The 17236-nt window shown below is 52.0% G+C and carries 19 protein-coding genes; 6 read left to right on the top strand and 13 right to left on the bottom strand.

Annotated features, from left to right (window positions below):
• Window positions 1–14: 14 nt before the first annotated feature.
• Entirely contained in the window at window positions 15–782 is a 768-nt protein-coding gene (locus ACR0BT_RS13095; protein ID WP_480763329.1) for a hypothetical protein, read from the bottom strand.
• Between the two features lie 336 nt (window positions 783–1118).
• Here ACR0BT_RS13095 and ACR0BT_RS13090 point away from each other — a divergent pair, with 336 nt between their 5' ends.
• A complete protein-coding gene (locus ACR0BT_RS13090) occupies window positions 1119–2651 on the top strand; it encodes a phospholipase D family protein (protein WP_480562745.1) in 1533 nt (510 codons plus the stop codon).
• 351 nt (window positions 2652–3002) lie between these two features.
• On the opposite strand, the gene ACR0BT_RS13085 is transcribed toward ACR0BT_RS13090, so the two are convergent.
• The 8 genes from ACR0BT_RS13085 to ACR0BT_RS13050 form a co-directional block, all read right to left on the bottom strand.
• Window positions 3003–4175 (bottom strand): adenylate/guanylate cyclase domain-containing protein, encoded by a 1173-nt coding sequence (locus tag ACR0BT_RS13085; protein WP_480763328.1) that lies wholly within the window; start codon window positions 4173–4175, stop codon window positions 3003–3005.
• Window positions 4176–4385: 210 nt separating this feature from the next.
• Complete coding sequence (locus tag ACR0BT_RS13080; protein WP_480763327.1) at window positions 4386–4886, bottom strand: CIA30 family protein; 501 nt, start codon at window positions 4884–4886, stop codon at window positions 4386–4388.
• A 65-nt stretch (window positions 4887–4951) separates the two neighbouring features.
• Window positions 4952–5392 (bottom strand): TspO/MBR family protein, encoded by a 441-nt coding sequence (locus ACR0BT_RS13075; RefSeq protein WP_480444246.1) that lies wholly within the window; start codon window positions 5390–5392, stop codon window positions 4952–4954.
• 25 nt (window positions 5393–5417) lie between these two features.
• Window positions 5418–5921, bottom strand: coding sequence for an aggregation factor core (locus ACR0BT_RS13070; RefSeq protein ID WP_480763326.1), 504 nt, complete (start codon window positions 5919–5921; stop codon window positions 5418–5420).
• A gap of 136 nt (window positions 5922–6057) precedes the next feature.
• Complete coding sequence (locus tag ACR0BT_RS13065; RefSeq protein ID WP_480763486.1) at window positions 6058–6441, bottom strand: nuclear transport factor 2 family protein; 384 nt, start codon at window positions 6439–6441, stop codon at window positions 6058–6060.
• A gap of 144 nt (window positions 6442–6585) precedes the next feature.
• On the bottom strand, window positions 6586–6942 hold the full coding sequence (locus ACR0BT_RS13060) for a VOC family protein (RefSeq protein ID WP_480763325.1): 357 nt from the start codon (window positions 6940–6942) through the stop codon (window positions 6586–6588).
• Between the two features lie 24 nt (window positions 6943–6966).
• Window positions 6967–7980 carry a zinc-binding alcohol dehydrogenase family protein gene (locus ACR0BT_RS13055; RefSeq protein WP_480763324.1) on the bottom strand — a complete coding sequence of 338 codons (1014 nt, stop codon included), beginning with the start codon at window positions 7978–7980 and terminating at the stop codon, window positions 6967–6969.
• Between the two features lie 26 nt (window positions 7981–8006).
• A complete protein-coding gene (locus tag ACR0BT_RS13050; RefSeq protein ID WP_170336714.1) occupies window positions 8007–8297 on the bottom strand; it encodes a putative quinol monooxygenase in 291 nt (96 codons plus the stop codon).
• A gap of 104 nt (window positions 8298–8401) precedes the next feature.
• Between ACR0BT_RS13050 and ACR0BT_RS13045 the strand changes: the two genes are divergently transcribed.
• A complete protein-coding gene (locus ACR0BT_RS13045) occupies window positions 8402–9289 on the top strand; it encodes a LysR family transcriptional regulator (protein WP_170567635.1) in 888 nt (295 codons plus the stop codon).
• Between the two features lie 32 nt (window positions 9290–9321).
• On the opposite strand, the gene ACR0BT_RS13040 is transcribed toward ACR0BT_RS13045, so the two are convergent.
• Both ACR0BT_RS13040 and ACR0BT_RS13035 read right to left on the bottom strand, forming a co-directional pair.
• On the bottom strand, window positions 9322–10227 hold the full coding sequence (locus tag ACR0BT_RS13040; protein WP_480763323.1) for a haloalkane dehalogenase: 906 nt from the start codon (window positions 10225–10227) through the stop codon (window positions 9322–9324).
• Between the two features lie 229 nt (window positions 10228–10456).
• A complete protein-coding gene (locus tag ACR0BT_RS13035; RefSeq protein ID WP_480763322.1) occupies window positions 10457–12346 on the bottom strand; it encodes an SLC13 family permease in 1890 nt (629 codons plus the stop codon).
• A 1067-nt stretch (window positions 12347–13413) separates the two neighbouring features.
• Between ACR0BT_RS13035 and ACR0BT_RS13030 the strand changes: the two genes are divergently transcribed.
• A complete protein-coding gene (locus ACR0BT_RS13030) occupies window positions 13414–13569 on the top strand; it encodes a hypothetical protein (RefSeq protein WP_170685155.1) in 156 nt (51 codons plus the stop codon).
• Window positions 13570–13657: 88 nt separating this feature from the next.
• Here the strand turns inward: ACR0BT_RS13030 and ACR0BT_RS13025 are convergent, their stop codons facing one another.
• Both ACR0BT_RS13025 and ACR0BT_RS13020 read right to left on the bottom strand, forming a co-directional pair.
• Entirely contained in the window at window positions 13658–14428 is a 771-nt protein-coding gene (locus ACR0BT_RS13025) for a hypothetical protein (RefSeq protein WP_480763321.1), read from the bottom strand.
• A 74-nt stretch (window positions 14429–14502) separates the two neighbouring features.
• Complete coding sequence (locus ACR0BT_RS13020; protein WP_170555158.1) at window positions 14503–15018, bottom strand: DUF805 domain-containing protein; 516 nt, start codon at window positions 15016–15018, stop codon at window positions 14503–14505.
• A 571-nt stretch (window positions 15019–15589) separates the two neighbouring features.
• On the opposite strand from ACR0BT_RS13020, the gene ACR0BT_RS13015 reads away from it, so the two are divergent.
• The 3 genes from ACR0BT_RS13015 (at window position 15590) to ACR0BT_RS13005 (ending at window position 17222) form a co-directional block, all read left to right on the top strand.
• Window positions 15590–15889, top strand: a complete 300-nt coding sequence (locus ACR0BT_RS13015) for a hypothetical protein (protein WP_058282225.1) — start codon at window positions 15590–15592, stop codon at window positions 15887–15889.
• A gap of 201 nt (window positions 15890–16090) precedes the next feature.
• The gene (locus ACR0BT_RS13010; RefSeq protein ID WP_480763320.1) at window positions 16091–16552 is read left to right on the top strand and encodes a hypothetical protein; all 462 of its coding nucleotides are present in this window, start codon (window positions 16091–16093) and stop codon (window positions 16550–16552) included.
• Window positions 16553–16607: 55 nt separating this feature from the next.
• A complete protein-coding gene (locus tag ACR0BT_RS13005; protein ID WP_480763319.1) occupies window positions 16608–17222 on the top strand; it encodes a hypothetical protein in 615 nt (204 codons plus the stop codon).
• The last annotated feature ends 14 nt before the right edge of the window (window positions 17223–17236 follow it).

The following is a 17236-nucleotide window of genomic DNA, read 5'->3' as shown; positions in this document are numbered from 1 at the left end:
AAGCAACCAAATTTTCAGAACATCATGCAATCCGCGCCTGGCGGGAGCGGCGGCGATCCTTCAGGCAAAGTGGGCGTGTAGTCAAATGTCACAATCTTCGCGCCGCCGTCGAATGCAACGAACAGTTGATTGGACCCCGGCCTAATGGCGATGCCTTCTGGATCGGTTCCGAATTCCAACAAACTTTGCTGGGCGAGAAGTTGGCCATCTGCCGTGAACTCATACAGGCTGTTTGACCCTTCCCAGTCATCAACAATCAACATGTGGCCGGTACGCGGATCAATCGCGATCCCCTGCGCCTCACTCAAGGGAGGAGAGAGCTTCATGGTATCCAACCTCGCCGTCAAAGCACCCTCTGAAGTGAACCACGACAACCGTTCGGGGTCATCCTCTACGGTCACGATCTGTCCCTTGGCGTTGATCGCAATTCCTTCCGTATCCGCGAAACCACCTTCCAATTCGAAGGGTGCTCCCAGGCGTGATCCGTCCTTGGTGACACGTTGAAGACTGCCGAGACCATCGCCCAGCAACAAGTGATCCCCTTCAACAGCAATTGCTTTGATCCGAAAGAGATCGCTGGATATACGGCGCAATTCATCACCTTGCAATGTAACGAGAATTGCCTCGGGCCCCTCGTTCGCAATCCACAACCCACAAAAGGTCGGATCGTAGTCAAGACTTGCGGGCTGATTAAGTTCATAACGCCCTGTTTCGCGAAGCTGCAATGCCGTGGCCGGGGTCGACACAGCAAAAATCACTAAGGCGGTGGTCCTCACAAACACTCAGGATGCTCCGAAAATCTGCATCAAAACTGTGGGGCGGAATCGTAACACGTCAATGCTAAGAGCACCTAAACTTCCAAAATCAGAGAGCATCATTTTACCTGATCAAAGACTTATAACACGGAAACTGGTTACGAGCGGTGTGGTTCGACGCATCTGGGTTCTGCCATATTCCGTTGGAACTAGGGGTGTGTCGAAATCGCAAACCAACAACATGGCGCATGTGAGAGTTACGAAATCAACACTAGCGAACGAAACAACCTCAGGCTTCATAGAACAAACTTGCAATCGCGTGCTCGGGCGTAGTCACCTAGGGCATAGGGTTGGAGAAAGCCAATGGCGCTGTGGAAGTTCGTGATTAGTGTTTATTGCGCGCTGTTTCTTGTCGCTTGCGCTCCGAAAACCCGCACGTATGAAAAGACTGTATCTGCTGCGCTACCGGCAAATTCCAGCACTGCTCTGGGTCAGGCGGCCAATCGCCTTGGGGATCCTAAAGACGGTCGGTCAGGCATCAAGCTGATCAGTGATGGAGAAGAAGCGCTCGTATCACGGCTGTTGTTGGCCACTGCGGCCGAGCGAACGATAGACGCGCAATACTATCTTCTGCACGACGACCCAACCGGTCACCTGTTCGCTGCCAGCCTATTGCAAGCGGCGGATCGAGGTGTTCGTGTCAGGCTGTTGTTGGATGATATGGATACGTCCGGCTACGACGCGATGACCGCCGCGTTGGACAATCACAAAAACATTGAAATAAGGCTATTCAACCCGTTCTGGCGAGATCAGAGCCTTTTGATCGCGGGTCTGACTGATTTCAAACGCATCAATCGCAGAATGCACAACAAGTCCATGACAGCAGACAACGTGTTTACGATTGTGGGTGGGAGAAACATCGGTGCCGAGTATTTTTTGGCGCGGGAAGAAATGAACTATGCTGATCTGGATGTGCTGGCCGCAGGCCCAGTTGTACGCGAAGTGTCAGGTAGCTTTGACGCTTACTGGAACAGCGAATTCGCTGTTCCGGCTCGCGTGGTGGTCGGAGAACCCGAAGAATTTGACCTGAGCGATGCACGCAGCAGGTTGAATGAGCTCGTCGAGGAAGCGAAGCAAACGCAGTACGGCGCAGCGCTCAGAAAGTCGGCAAAAGAGAACTTCGCGGATGGCGCCCTGTTACTGGATTGGCTGCCAGCGAAACTTTATGCTGATCCGCCTTCAAAGGCCGCGGGCCTCGAGAACTCAGGTCCCGTTCTTGCATCTCAATTGCTTCCGTACTTTGAGAATGCCAGCAGTGAAGTGAACATCGTGTCCGCCTACTTCGTGCCACGCAACAACGGTGTGAAATGGCTGACCGAACTCGAGAACCGTGGGGTCGACGTAAAGGTTGTAACCAATTCACTTGCATCTAACGACGTCGCACCCGTTTACGCACACTACGCCAAGAAACGCCGAGCACTGCTACGCGGTGGAGTAGAACTCTACGAGCTGCGACCCGACGCTTATCAAGTCCAACGCCGCGGTATTAACTGGGCTCAGTCCAGGTCAGGCCTGCACTCCAAGGCATTTGCAATTGATGACCAGTACTTGTTCGTGGGTTCATTCAACTGGGATCCGCGATCTGTCAACATCAACACCGAGATGGGAATTCTGATTGACTCGCCAGCATTGACTGCGCAGACGATGGGAGCCTTGGACGACGCACTACCCGCATACACATATAACGTGACGCTCGAGCAAGCTGGCCAGCTTAAATGGACGACAAGAGCCAATGATGGCACCATTCTTGAGTACCAATTCGAGCCGACAGGATCGGCCTGGGATCACATAGTTGCCGGGTTATTAAGTATTTTACCAATTGGGTCCCAGCTTTAGGTTTCTGCAAACTACCTGATCGCTTGGCCGTCACCGGCGCCTGCGAAGATGGCAGCAAAAAAGAAATAGGACATCAGTCGCAGATATTTCCCAATATCCAATTCTTAATACAGACTAGATATTCATTTCATCAAATGCTGGCGGGAAAATGCCTGCTACCAAAGTCAATGGCCATGTTCATTATTCCAGGGAAGCTGAACGACAACGGGCAAGTCCCGTTTTCCGGTTACGCAAACAGTTACGTTCAGCGTGCCGCGCCTTAGTGGATTTTTGCGCTTTGTGTTTCATTTCTAGCGATCGTCTAATCTCGTAAGATGCCGAAGGTAGATTGTTTTGAATAACTACAGCTGATTATTGTGCATCTTCAGTGAGTAAGAACAATTCAATGGGCTGCGCAAGGCCACGTATTTCGTGATCCCCACAGCTAACGAACATGTTCGGAGCAGCACTTGCAACGGCTGACGTCGCCAACACTCTCCGACCAGTTGATTTTGTTAAACCTTCAATTCGGCTTGCAACGTTCACCGCCCCGCCCAGAACTGTGAAATCAAGCCTGCCGGGGCTGCCGATATTACCATAGCTGACCTGCCCAACGTTAATTCCAATACCAACATCCAAAGGCGGTTTTTGAAGCCCGTCTCGTCTGGTGTTGAGAGCGTTCAAACCACTCAACACACTCTGCGCTGCAAGAGCCGCCATTCTGCAGCGGTCGGCATGGTCTTTTTGAGCTTCAATAGTAAAGATCGACAGGATGCCATCGCCCATGAACTTCAGGACGTCTCCACCGTTGTCCTCTACGGCTTTAACCACCAGATCAAAATAGTCGCTAAGCGTGTCGAAGATATCTTCTTCCGGAGAGGTCTCGGAAAGTGCTGTAAAGCCTCGCAGATCAGAGAACATCACCACGGCATCCAAAGTTGTTCGCTCTCCGCGCTTTATATTGCCGCTCCAGACGGCCTCGGAAGGTCCATCTCCTAAATAAGTTCGAAGCAGACCTTTAGACGATTTTCGCATCGTGACAGGTTCCAAGGCGGAAGAAAGGGCCGGTAAGGCCGCTTCAATCAGCATAAGATGTTCGGGCGAGAATCCATCCTTTGCCTGAGTAACGAACGTACATCCATGCAGCGATCCATCGCCGTAATAGAGCAAAGTAGCGTAGTAGTCGGTGCCACCCTGCTCTGCAAATTCAAGATAGGATGAATGCTCTGTTTCCGAGTCCAGTCGCCGTAGACTTTTGTGAAGTGGCTTTCTGTTCGCAAGAATATACTCGAATGAACTCCCGACATAGCCATCTGTCAACATCGTCTCATGCGTGACGTCGTAGCTGTCGGTGCCTTCAGGCGTCCAAACTACCCCCCAGGCAATAAGCAATGGGTTGGCAAAGCGCTGGCCAATGTTTGCCCGCCATAGCGGCACTCCGGCTTCGATCAAGGAGGAACAAAACTGTGACACCACCTTTACAGGATCACCGGAGCGGCGACCTTCTGTAATCATCCATTCGGTCAGTCGAGTGACTTCTTCCATGGACCCAATTTAGTCGCTTGGAAACGATGAGCAAAGACAATTGGATTGGCAATGTCGGTTGCTGTTGTTGAGCAGCCTGATCAGACCTGTCCATATTGATGCTCGGGCATCAACGGAATGTATTCCATCGGGAAGATGGTTTGTAAATTTAGATCCCGCGCGGTTCCAAACAGACCTATTTGAAGATTGCAGCCCTCTCTTGGGAAACCTTCAATAGAAACCAATCTCGCTGACATCTACGCGGGCCTCGTGATCTCTCCCGTAGGCTACAACTCCAACTGAGGTGATTTCGTCAGCAACGGGAATAGCGCGCAACATGGCACCTGAAGCCTTGAAGCCTGAGAGAGGTAACCAGACTTCGGTCCAGTTGTCAGAAGTTGCGAACGCGGCCTGATAGTATTGCCATGGAAGAACCGTGCCACGTGTCCTGAGGTGGACGAAGTATTGCCCGCCATTCCCCCGTACCAACAGCCTGACGCCCGATACACCCTCATCTGGTCGATCAGACAACTTGCGTCGGAACTGGATAAAGCCGCCGTTGTTTTTTGTGCTGACGGTTCCGGTCAACCGGGCGAACGCAACATCACGTTCCGAACGAAACTGCACCTGTCCTGAAGAAACTCCTCCCATGACGGTGTCGGCAACGTAGTCCCAACTCGTCTCCGGAGACTTGGAGAAGTCTTCTGCAAGATTTTCATCAGCCTGTGCCATTATAGATCCGATGATAACAAGACCTGAAACAAGCCCAGCGAAGTTTCCACGCATATCGTTTTTTCTCAGTTCAGTATTGCAATAGAAAGGTTCAAGACAGTGGCAAATGCGACCCATGCAAAGTACGGCAGGAAGGCTAGTGCGGAAACCTGATCCGAGCTCCTGACCAGAGCGATGAACATGACGATGACAGCCAGCAACGCGGCAATTACAACAAACGCAAACCACGGTAGTTGCAGTATGAAAAAGATTGGGGACCACGAAAAGTTTAGACCCATCTGTGCCCACCACAGCTTCATGGCAGTCGAGCTTCGGTCTGTTTCGAACTGGCGCCAACCCGCCATGGCGATCAAGACATAAAGCACCGTCCAGACCGGGCCAAATATCCAATTTGGTGGATTGAAAGCAGGTTTAGAAAGCTGCGCATACCAATCGCCAGGCGCGGTCAATATCCCGATCAGGATGCCGCCTCCCAACACGAGCGCAAGAAATGCTATGCGGACCATCCAATTCGACATTGTGGGATAGCTTTCAGCAGCCCTTGGTCGTCACGTTGACAAGCGCTTCGGAAGAGAAGGTCGCAGTACTGGTCTCATCCGCGTCGGTATATGACACCGTGGCGCCTTCGATCTCCGACTCCGTTACGGTGATTTCGCGTTGCCCGATCGTGTCGTCCACATCGATGGTAAAGGCTAATTTGTCCCCGGCTGCGAGGGAAACGATCTCAAGTTCAATTGTATTCTGCCCGTCCACGACCGAAGGAAATTGACGCAGTACATCCGCACCCTCAACGAATTCGAGCGGTTGGAATACCTCTACACCCGCACCTTTTTCGGTCACGTCGAAAATCAATCGTCCGGCAGATTGCGACAGGTCAATTTTGACGCTCGAGGCTTCAACTTGGCACGTTCCTACATTTGTCAGAACAAAACGATCCTTGGGTGCGCCCTCTATGAAGCGAATTTGTACTCCGGCTTGAAGCGAAGTAGCCACGAATAATCCAATGGTCGCCGCAAGAATGCTGGTCGGGAGCATATTTATCTCCTTGATAAAGGGTTCGTGATAGATACGCTTCGGCGGATTTCTTGGATCAGACTTATGACTTTTGACTATCGTGGTTCAGCCGACAGGACCTTTCGCAGGTCCATGCACCGCATTCAGATCGGATAAGTCAAAACATGCCGTTGTCATTCTCGCTGTTTCCCGGAACTTCCTGAAGAACATCCCAGTGTTCGACAACCTTACCTTCAGCATCCAGGCGAAAAATATCTATCCCTGCGTACTCGAGACCATCGGGCCAGATTTGATGGCAATGCAGAATAACGTGATCGCCTTCAGCAAACGTACGTTTGATGTCCACACGCTTTCCCGGGTATTCGGCGGCCATGCGCTCGAAATATTCGATAAAGGCTTGCTTGCCGTCGCCAACATGCGGGTTGTGCTGCGTATAGGTTTCCCCAACAAAGATCTCTATGGCCTCGGCAGGTCGACACGCGTTGAACATCATTTCGTAGAAAGCGATGACGTTTTTCTTGTTTGTTTCGAGGTCCGGCATGCTGATCTCCAAATCGACATTTGCACCGCCCCAAAATGTTGGTCCGGATAATTATTGGAAGCAACCCGTCAAGGATCTCAATCCCTATTCGGCAAGAAGTTACGAGCTTGATTTTGCGTTCCGGCTATTTCGAGTGATTGCCACTTACCCAGTTTCTTCGAAGTCTATATGAATATGATTTCCATCAGGATCGGCCAAATGGATTTGAACTATTCGAGCCCCCGGGACGTCAGTTTTGCGATACTGGATCTGACTCGAGATCAGTTTTTCCTCGAATGCGTCCAACCCTGTGGCTGAAAGCGCAAAATGCTCGAGCTTGAGCTTCACCTCGGAACCGACATTGGGCGTTCCTTCTTGACCCACAAGGTGCACCACAGCGTCATCGCCCGCATACAACCAAGCCCCAGGAAACGGAAAATCGGGGCGGACCCCGGGCTTTAAACCCAGGACCTCTGCATACCACGCGACCATGTCAGGCAACCTGGTCGTCACGATATTCACGTGATCCAGCCGTTCAATTCTCATCTAGAAGCCCTCAAGCACCAGCTTTCCTTTGGCCTTACCGCTTTCAAGGATCGTATGCGCTTTCATTAAGTTTGTAGCATTGATCCGACCAAGTGTATCCGTTGCCGTGGATCTGATCTTTCCATCGTCTATCAACCCGGCGACCTGATTCAGGATTTCGCTTTGACGGTTCATATCTCCAGTCCCAAAAAGCGACCGAGTGTACATGAACTCCCAATGCAATGAGATCGATTTGGGTTTGAACGGCGCGATGTCGAAGGTTTCAGGATCATCGATCAACCCAAAGCGACCTTGGGGTGTCATCACCTCTCCAGCTTGAGACGCATAAAGCTGGGAATGGTTTGTCGAATAGATGAAATCCACGCTGTCGATACCGAGAGCCTTGAGTTGTGAGCCAAAAGGTTCCGCGTGGTTGATGACTTGGTGTGCACCTAACTCTCGAACCCAGTCTTGTGTCTCGGGTCGGGACGCCGTCGCTATCACTGTCATGTCAGTGAGGGCCCGTGCTAATTGAATGGTGATTGACCCTACACCGCCTGCGCCACCAATAACCAGCAACGTATTGGTTCCGCCGGAAACGGCATCTTGGACCCGCAAGCGGTCGAACAGCATCTCAAAAGCAGTAAGCGTCGTTAGCGGCATCGCCGCAGCTGCCTTTGCAGGTATGGACTTTGGCGCTGACCCGACGATACGTTCATCCACCAGATGAAACTCGGCATTGGTTCCCGACCGGTTTATTGCCCCGGCGTACCAAACTGTATCTCCCAGACTGAAAGTCTCAACCGCTTCGCCAACTGCTTCGACGATCCCTACTGCGTCCCACCCCAGAATATCTGGTGCTGGACCTACAGGAGCACGTTTTTGACGAATTTTCGTATCGACTGGGTTCACTGACACGGCCTGCACCTTCACCAACAAGTCGTGCCCTTTCGGCGTCGGTTTATCGGCCTCGAAGTCGATTAAGGCGTCCGCCCGATCAATCGACCCTGTCTTAAGGTATCCCACGGCTTTCATAACGTGCTCCTTTGTCCGGTTCTTTATCAACCGATGACTGTCATCTCATTTAGCGTGAATTCTGCAACGGCGCCTTCTGTTGCTTCCAGGTAAGCCGCAAGGTGCTGAGCACCCATGTGGGTTTGCCAAAGCTCTCGGCTTTCCCAATTTTCGTAGAACACGAAATGAGCCGGGTTGTCGTTGTCCTGGTGCAGGTCATAGTTGATGCAACCCTCTTCGGCTCGGGTTATGTCGATGAGCTTGATCAGCTCGGCCTTTACGAGGTCAATTTTGTCAGGGTTGGCTTTGATGTTGGCGACGATTGTCAGCTTGGCCATTGGAATAGATCCCTTGTGTTATTGAGCGATGCGCAAGATTTACGCCGCAGCTCCTTCGGGATAAACAGGGCAAGATCGAACATATAATCCGGAAATTCCGTTTAATGCTTTTAGACAATCTTCGCTTGTTTCTGACCATAGCCGAGAAAGGCAGTCTGGTGGCCGCGGCGCGCGAGACAGGGTTGTCGAGTACGACAGTGTCCGAACGGCTCGCGGCTCTGGAGGCACATTACGGCGTGGTTTTGTTCAACCGCACCACCCGTTCCATTAGCCTGACCGAAGAAGGCCGGACACTCGCTAATGGAGCAAGAAACGTTCTCAGTGAGGTTGCGGACTTGGACACACTTGTTCGGCACGGCGCCGAAACTCTGTCTGGTCCAATTCGCATAAGCGCGCCCATTGACTTGGGACGGAGCATTGTCTCCAAGGTTATTGCCGAATTCACCGAAAAGAACCCTGCCGTCTCAATCGAACTGTCCCTCTCGGACGGTTATGTCGACCTCGTAGGCCAGGGTTTTGACCTCGCCGTTCGCTTCGGCAACATCACAGACAGCTCGCTCAGGTTGCGAAATCTGGGAAGCTACCAACGTTTCGTTTGTGCGTCCCCAAGTTACCTGGCCTCATTTGGAACGCCTGAAAAACCAGAAGATCTATTAAACCACAACTGCTTGGTCATGAGGTTTGGCGACATGATCGACAACGTTTGGGAGTTTGGATCAGGACCAAATGCCCAGCGCGTTTCGGTAAAGGGAAATCGAATAGTCAATGATGGTTCACTCATCCGCGATTGGGCGATTGCAGGCCATGGGGTCGTATTGAAGTCCGAACTGGATGTGGGCGACGATGTTCGATCTGGCAGACTTGTTTCTGTCTTGCGCGACTTCCTCCCACCGCCGAAACCTTTGCAAATGATGTTTCCACCGAGCCGGGCCCAACCACGTCGCATAACAGCCTTAGCTGAGCATTTGCGTCGCAAATTTGGTGTGAGTTGAGGCCGCAGGGGAAGACACTAATCTGATAGCTGCTATGTCTGCTCAATGAAATTCAAAGTCGCATGTGCTAGCTCAGTGCCAGCATCTTCTTGGATGAAATGCCCGGCTTTTGGCACAACTGTATGATTTTGACCAACTGCCCCAGGGACCGACTTTTGGAACAGTTTGTCTACGCCCGCCATAACCCTGTCGTCTTCTCCAAAAACAGTCAGAAACGGGGTGTTGAGGGTCTTGAGGGTTTCCCATGCGGCTCGGTTGGCTTCAGAAGCTGGATTATCAGGTGTGTCGGGCACCAACACTGGAAACTCGCGAGCGCCTGCCAGATAGCGCGCATCCGGGAATGGTGCGTTGTAGGCTGCGACCTCTTCTTCTGAAATTTTAGATGTCGTGCCGCCGAATACGATGCGTCCCGAATTAAATGCGGGTACGGATTGTGAGTATTCCCGCCATGAAAGAAATGCATCACCCAAGGGTGCGTCACCGGTGGGCAAGGCCGTGTTTGCCACAACTACGCGCGAGAACCGCTCGGGCATACTCGCAACCAACCGCAAGCCTATTAGACCACCCCAGTCCTGGCAAACCAACGTGATGCCCGTCAGGTCAACCTTCCGCAACCACTCGGACATCCAGTCTACATGGCGTTGGTAGGTGTAGTCGGATCGCTCTGTTGGTTTATCCGACCTTCCAAACCCAATCAAATCAGGAGCCAGAACTCGATGGCCAGCGTCCTTGAATAACGGAATCATGCGCCGGTAAAGGAAGCACCAGGTTGGCTCTCCATGCATCAACAATACTGGTGATGCATGAGCCGGTCCCTCGTCCAAATAATGCAGTCGGAGAAGACTTCCCTCGGTGTCATCCACATCAAGATAGTTCGGGCCAAAGTTGAAATCTGGCAGCCCGTCAAACCGATGGTCCGGTGTACGAAGGAACTTCATCGTGAACTCTCCAAAAATGCCGACGGTCTTGGTCCAATAACAGTGATCGATAAAACAAGAACGGTCCAGTTCCAGCGTATACCGACTTCAGGTTTGGTTGAGTTGGACACATTACTTCGGTCCCTCGCGGAGGAGGCCCTTTTTGCAGACGTTTTGAACCCGCGCCAAAAAATTTGGTCTCAAAAACCTTATATTGTGAGTTCTTCTGTACGGATCGCCGAGAGGCGGCTCAGAAGAAAATCGCAAGCCCGGTCATTGAGACAACCAAGAAAAGGAGAGTCATAATTCCACCGGAGCGAACGAAATCCACCACCCGGTAGCCTGCTGGGCCCATGATCAACGCGTTCACCTGGTGTGTTGGGATCAAAAATGAGTTGGACGTTGAAATTGCTACTGTGAGGGCAAATACAGCCGGGTTACCACCCGCCGATACCGCAATAGAAACCGCCAACGGCACCAGCAGGACGGTCGCACCTACGTTGGACATGATCAGGGTGAATGCCGTTGCCAAAACGGCTATACCTGCTTGCAACGACCAGATCGGCCAACCCTTCAGGAGGGCCAACACATGCGCGGCAATCCAATCCGCAGTGCCGGTGCTCTGGACTGCCTGGCCCAACGGGATCAGTGAAGCGAGTAGAAAAACTGTACTCCAACTAATCGACTCGTAAGCTTCGTCAATCGAGAGCACCCGGCTCAACACCATGCCAACAGCGCCAATTAATAGGCACAACGACAAGCGCAGATCTGAAAACAGAATTAGGCTCAACGCTATTAGGAAGAAGGCGAGCGCCCATCCGACCTTGTGGGGCCGCAACTCTTCCTGGGGAAAATCCGAGGTGACAACGACGAAATCCCTGTCTGACTTCAGTCGTGTCAGACGATCCCACTGCACGTGAACCACGCACGTATCACCGGCCTGCAAAGGGACTTGCCCGATATGCGTAGCTGAATGATCCTCGGTTTCTACATGGCTCAGTGTTTCTTCGCCGCGCTGAATGGCCAGCAGAGACAAACCATGTGTCTGACGGAGGCGCAAATCAATCGGAGTCTGGCCGATCACTGAAGAACCGGGTGGAATAACAACCTCTGCCACCCCAGACTGCGTCGCGGCGAAATCATCCGCAAAGACATCTAGTTGGGGTAGGATCTCCAAGCCGTAAGGCTCAGCGAACTGTTGCTCAACCACCCGACGCAGGCCAAGTACTGCAAGCCGCGCCGGGGCTTCGATCTTGGTATCAGCCATCGGCGCGATGACCTTGTGGCCGCGATAGGACGTGCCAAGAATGTACATGTTATGGGCGACCATTAGATCTGCGAGCGATTGCCCAATGATGATCGAGCCTTCCGGGACACGTATCTCGAACATATCAGCCCTTAGCCCATAGGTGTTTTCGACATAGGTCTGCATGGACCGCGCTGAGCTTGCGTCTTCTCCACGATCCCGCTGCGCAGGGAGAACCCAACGACCAAAGAGCACAAAGTAAAGCACCCCAGTCAGCACCAGCATCACACCGATAGGCGTGACTGAAAATAACCCAAATGTCTCCATTTGCTGGTTAGCAGGAAGGGATGAGTTTGCCGAAACAATCAGGTCATTCAACAGGATGAGGGGCGACGACCCGACTAATGTGATGGTACCACCCAGTATCGCGCAAAACCCCATGGGCATCAGCAACCTGCTCATCGGGATTTCCGTACGTGCTGAGATGCGGCTGACAACAGGCAGAAAAAGCGCAGCAGCTCCGACGTTCTGCATGAAGGAACTGATGACACCAACCGTTGTTGATATTATGGGGATTATCCGGGCCTCTGTCGTGCCACCATTCTTGAGGATCAAGGCCGCAACCTTTGACATAAGTCCAGTCTTATCAAGCCCCGCCCCAATTACCATAACTGCGATGATGGACATCACAGCGTTGGAGGAGAAACCTTCAAAGAGCTTAGATACATCGGCTAGATTACCCAGCCCCGGTAGATAGCTCAGTGCGCCAAGCAAAACCATAACAAGAATCGCTGCAACATCGATCCGTATGATTTCGGTAACAAAAAGTAAGACCGTAAAAGACAATAGACTCAGCACGGCTATCATTTCGTACGTTAGTGTTGGTAATTCCATATCTTACTCCCAAACTAACGTTACCTGACTACCAGCAAATACGAAGGACCAACTCTGCGCGGCAGATAAGGCCAATGGACATCGGGCCTGCTTACGCCGCTGTTTTCTCGGACGAGATATCTGCTGAAACCTGGATTCTGCCAACCCAAAGATAGGTAGATGACAAATTCATAAGCCTATCTAAGCATCACAATGCGAAATGAACTTTCACACTTTCTAAAATACACACATATGGATTTTCCGTATCGTTATCATTCATATCCAGTCAATTTTACTTGCCAAGTAGGGAACGCTCTGCGCGATGCCCTCACGACGGCTCAGCTCTGCATGCTGTCTTCGCCTTTTAGGCCGTCCAGCACGATCCTGATCTTCTCTACTGCGGAATACTGTTGCGGGTCGCACCGCGAAACGCTGCATTGAGCTGGAAGCGGCAGACTTCAAGCTTCACGTGAGCCACGATCATGGCATGAATCCAACTAAAATTTGCACTGTGCAGAATTATCTTTAGATGCCAAATTCAATGGGTGGCTGGTGCACCCAAGGTTTTGGTCCAAAGATGCAAAACTTTAGACGAAATCCAAAGCTATGTGCCCCCTACAAACCGCTGTAGGGACGCTCATAACGCTACATTCCCAACATTGATTTCATTGAAGAAAATCTTGGAAGCTTGCCCATAACTCTGCGCGGTATTTGCGCATAACTTTGCACGATTTGCCCATAAGTTTGCGTGCCACAGAGAACCCATCGAACAAACCAGATCGTATGGCTTATCTGCAATTCTCATATGCAACTTATTCCCAATCGCCAGCAGACGAGCGCCACGTCTTAGCGTCCGCATCCCAAACACTGGCCGTGACGCAAGGCGTTGGGTTTATTCCGTCGCAATTGGATCCATGAATATCTGCGACGACAACGCGTTGACGCCCAAAATCAACGACCGTCCAACCTTGGTTAAGCAAAGAGTGCACCTCTTCACTAACCCAAAAGTGCGACATGCATCCGCCAGTTCCGCAATAAAGAGATGCGGCGCTTGAACACGCGAAACCAGACTCATTCAGAACCCAGTCGTGTTGAAGATCTCCGTCGAGATCGACCCTTTCAACCGCGCCCCAGGCTATGTCAAACTGACCGTTGTTGAACTCCGCGCATGCCTGCGCCGCCAGATCAACCTTTGCTCGCAAACCGGTTGGAAGTTGCGAAACGTCAGCCGCGACAACTGGTGAGGTCCAAACCAGGCCCGAACCAAGCAGGATCGCAGATACCAAACGTTTCAAGTAGCTTGCCAATTGGGAAGCCGGTTGGAAGGTGGCTTCAGTTGCATTGTTCATACCTGTAATCCCCATATTCCAGCCAGTTTGCCGAGCCTTCGCTAAAAATCAGAAACTCGGACCTGTCTTCCCCAAGCAGGGCGACAACAAATCCCGCCGGCGGCTCAGAGTTTCCGAAGTAACTGTAGGCTGTCATGGCTCTAATCGACTCGCCGTTGACTGTTACTCTTGCGTCCCACTCCCCCTCCGAATTGTCCAAAATTACGGGTTCGATCACGCGTTTTTTCGCTCCTCCACCACAATAGACGATGCCTTCGGGCGCTTCGTAGGAGGTCTCTTGGCTAACTTTTAAATCGCACGCAGAACGAAGGGACCGAATTGCTGCGCTGGAACCTTTCAAGTCAAAAATTCCGTAGCTGACATCTTGATCAATCATCGACAGATTAACCGATGCATTGGCCGCAAGCTGGTCCAGAACAAAACCATAATCCGGCTGACTATTGAAACTGACCTCGACGGGATAGTTGTCGACGATCTGCACGGCAGCGTTTTTTGCGCCAACCTGAAATGCCCCAACTTCGGTGGTGCCGTTCTTCAAGAAACGAATGGAAAGCCCCTGCTTGTCCGCAATGTCCTGGCTGTCCTCGAATCCAGCCGGAGCAAAGCGAATACGGTCACACTGAAGTTCCAGCGTCATGTTTCCTGTCTGAATAAACGCATTGGGGTTGGGCCCGGAGCTGAACGACCACTCCGCTGATGCTGTGGTCGCCACTGCCATCAGTAGCATTCCAATGGAAATGGTTTTGCAGCTCATTTTTTTCTCTCCATTGAGTTACGGTTCGCACTGTCGTTCAGCAGAAGTTCCAGCCAATTGCCCGGACAGCCAGATCAGGAAACAGGTTCGCCGTATTCGTTTGCGCCTTCTTGGGAAGGTCGTGTCAGCCACCAGATCATCAGAATGGACAGAACCAATTGAAGGATTGAGACAACAACGATACCGGTCACACCCAGGACGGCCGCAGGTCCTCGCAATGCATCGGGATTTTCGGTCCCTTGCTCCAATACTGAAAAGAACGCTACCCCACCCAGCATAACAAAAAGCGTTGTAATACTGAGCGCCATCGGCAGCAGCAAGTACCAGCCAGGTCGTCCTGTATCATGCAGCCTCCGCCAACCGGCGGCCAGCATAGGTATGAGAACGGCCAGTTGGAAAACAGAGGACAGAACCCGAGATCCCTGCCCTGTTTCAGGGTTGGTCCCGAATATGATCGTATCCAGCACAGCTAAACCAGCACTCACGACAACCACAAACAAGAAGAACCACCAATATTCTGAGCGTAAAGCCCGGCCGGAGAACTGGAAGTACTTCGAGAAACACGTTTTAACGGCTTCACCAAATCCCATCTTTCAATCCTTTTTCAGTTTCTGTGCGGCCTCAGAACGCCTCGCCGAGCCAAAAGATCACATTCGCCCTTATGGACGCTCCCACTTACCTTTTTGTTTGAAAGCAGAAGCCTATCGCACGAAAGCGTAGTGAATTTTACGCGCGGAAAAAATATTGATTTATTAAAAATTAGATTCAAACATGCGAATTCGACACAACTTTATTTTACCTCCGTTGTTGTCGTTGCTGCTCGCTGTGCCGAGCCCTTCCGACTGCTGGAGTGAGTGCTGGCGGTCGGAAGGCACTTTACAATGATTGAGCGCTGGGAGGACGCGATGCTCAGACTAAACGTACTCGCCCTATTTCCAGAATTCGCTCGAGCTTTTGCCAGTGTCGTCATTCAGCTTTCACACGTTGTCGGCGGTCTCGGTAGTCAAAGTAATATCGCTCTGCCCGCCAAGCCCCCCGCGACAAGTTGTTGGGAAGGGAAATCACAGGGTCGAAGTATGTTCCATAGCCTGCTCTGACGCGAGAACTTCAAACAAGCCCATCCAATTTCACTAATTTCAAGGGAACCAGAGGGAGAAGAAAATGTCTAACAAGATGGTGATGATTGCAGGCACGACATGTTTCGCACTGCTTGCGGCCTGCGACGATACGAGTACATCAAGCGCGTCCGCCGAGCTCACGCCGGCTCAGCAGGCGTGTTTGCGAGATGTAGCCAACACGACCAACAATTCGCAAGTCGTGGTGCTCTCATCCGCGTTTAGCGAGGCGGGAACACAGGTCACAGTCGGCGTAGGCGAGGATCGTGCTCCTTGGAATTGCATTGCTTACAGTGATGGCGCGACAGCTGGTATCGAGTTCCTGGGCGACGAAGGCGCATTGTGACCTGTCTGCTGCGTAGCTGAAAACGGCTGCGCAGCACTGGCTTGATCTGCTGAGGCTCGACTTGGTTTGTAGAACCACCATCATCGTATTCGCGGTCATGTACCTGTTGGCGTTGGTTGCATTCTTGACGGGCACATTTGGCTGGTTGGGACAGGAACGAGACCCTTTGTCCGGAGTGTTCCTGCTGCCGTTGGGACTACCTTGGATACTTGTGGCGGACTTATTTTCGGATTCCGCCAAGCCGTGGTTCGCGGCGATTGCTCCGGCGCTCAACCTGTTAGCGCTGGTTTTGATTTGCAGATGGGCACGCAGATTGCGCCAGTAGTGGTGGCTGAACTCTTTCTCACCAAAAGGGAGGAAAACATGGGAAAGGTAATCTTGGGAATTGTGATCGGGCTCGTCCTCGGCGTGGTTGGGGCGATGACCTTGGGTGGCGGGGCCGCGGTGGGTGTCGGCGTTGCGACAGGCTTGTCTGCCGGTGTCTGCACCACATTGAAAGGAGCACAAGCTGAGAACCTTATCACAGCCGAGCAAGCGGATCAGATCCTCAACCGCGTAAATTCCGAAATGGCGTCACTGCAAGGAATTGAAACGACGGACGAGATCGTCGGCAGCGCGCAGGCATGCGATAAATTTCTGTCAAAGTTACGAGACGCGAAGTGAGGTTCCGCTTTGTACGGAACAAAACTGTAAGGACAAGCCAATAGGGAACCATCTGATGAAACTCGTTGTACTCAAATTCCTCGCACCGATGTTTGCTATCGCCGGCACGGCTTCGTTTGCAATGTCGGAAGCCGACGATGCGTGTATTGACCATTTGCGGCAGGTTGGAGGACCAGACGGTCAATCAGGTACGATTGAAAGCTCACAGTTCTCGGAAGCTGGTACGCTGGTCATGCTGCGAGATGCAGGTGGAACACTTTGGCGCTGCATCGCGTACAAGGATGGAAGCATCGGCGAGATGTCGGTTGTCGAAGCGATGGATGATGGCGGTGGAGCCATGGCAGGCGCAGCCGGGTCTACTGGTAGCCAACGTGTCAAATTCGATGCTGGTTCCACCGGCGCAGAACTAGTCGGTGAACTTGCGCCCGGAGCGTCGCAGCAATACGTTCTGGGTGCCAAAAACGAACAGTTCCTTTACGTTCGCGTTGCTCCGCGAAATGGCTCCTTGGACTACGTTATTCGCAACCCCGATGGTTCTGAACTGTTGGAATTGATGTCGGCGGACAATGAGTATCGAGGGCAGCTTTGGCAATCTGGTGATCATGTTGTGGAGGTTATAAATCGCAGCAACTCTTCCGTCGGCTACAACGTAATTTTCGGGATTGAATAGGTGATCGACCAGAA

The sequence above is a fragment of the Ruegeria sp. CJ6 genome (assembly GCF_056536665.1).
The sequence above is the reverse complement of the archived record's forward strand: the minus strand, read 5'-3'. Positions and strand labels throughout refer to the sequence as shown.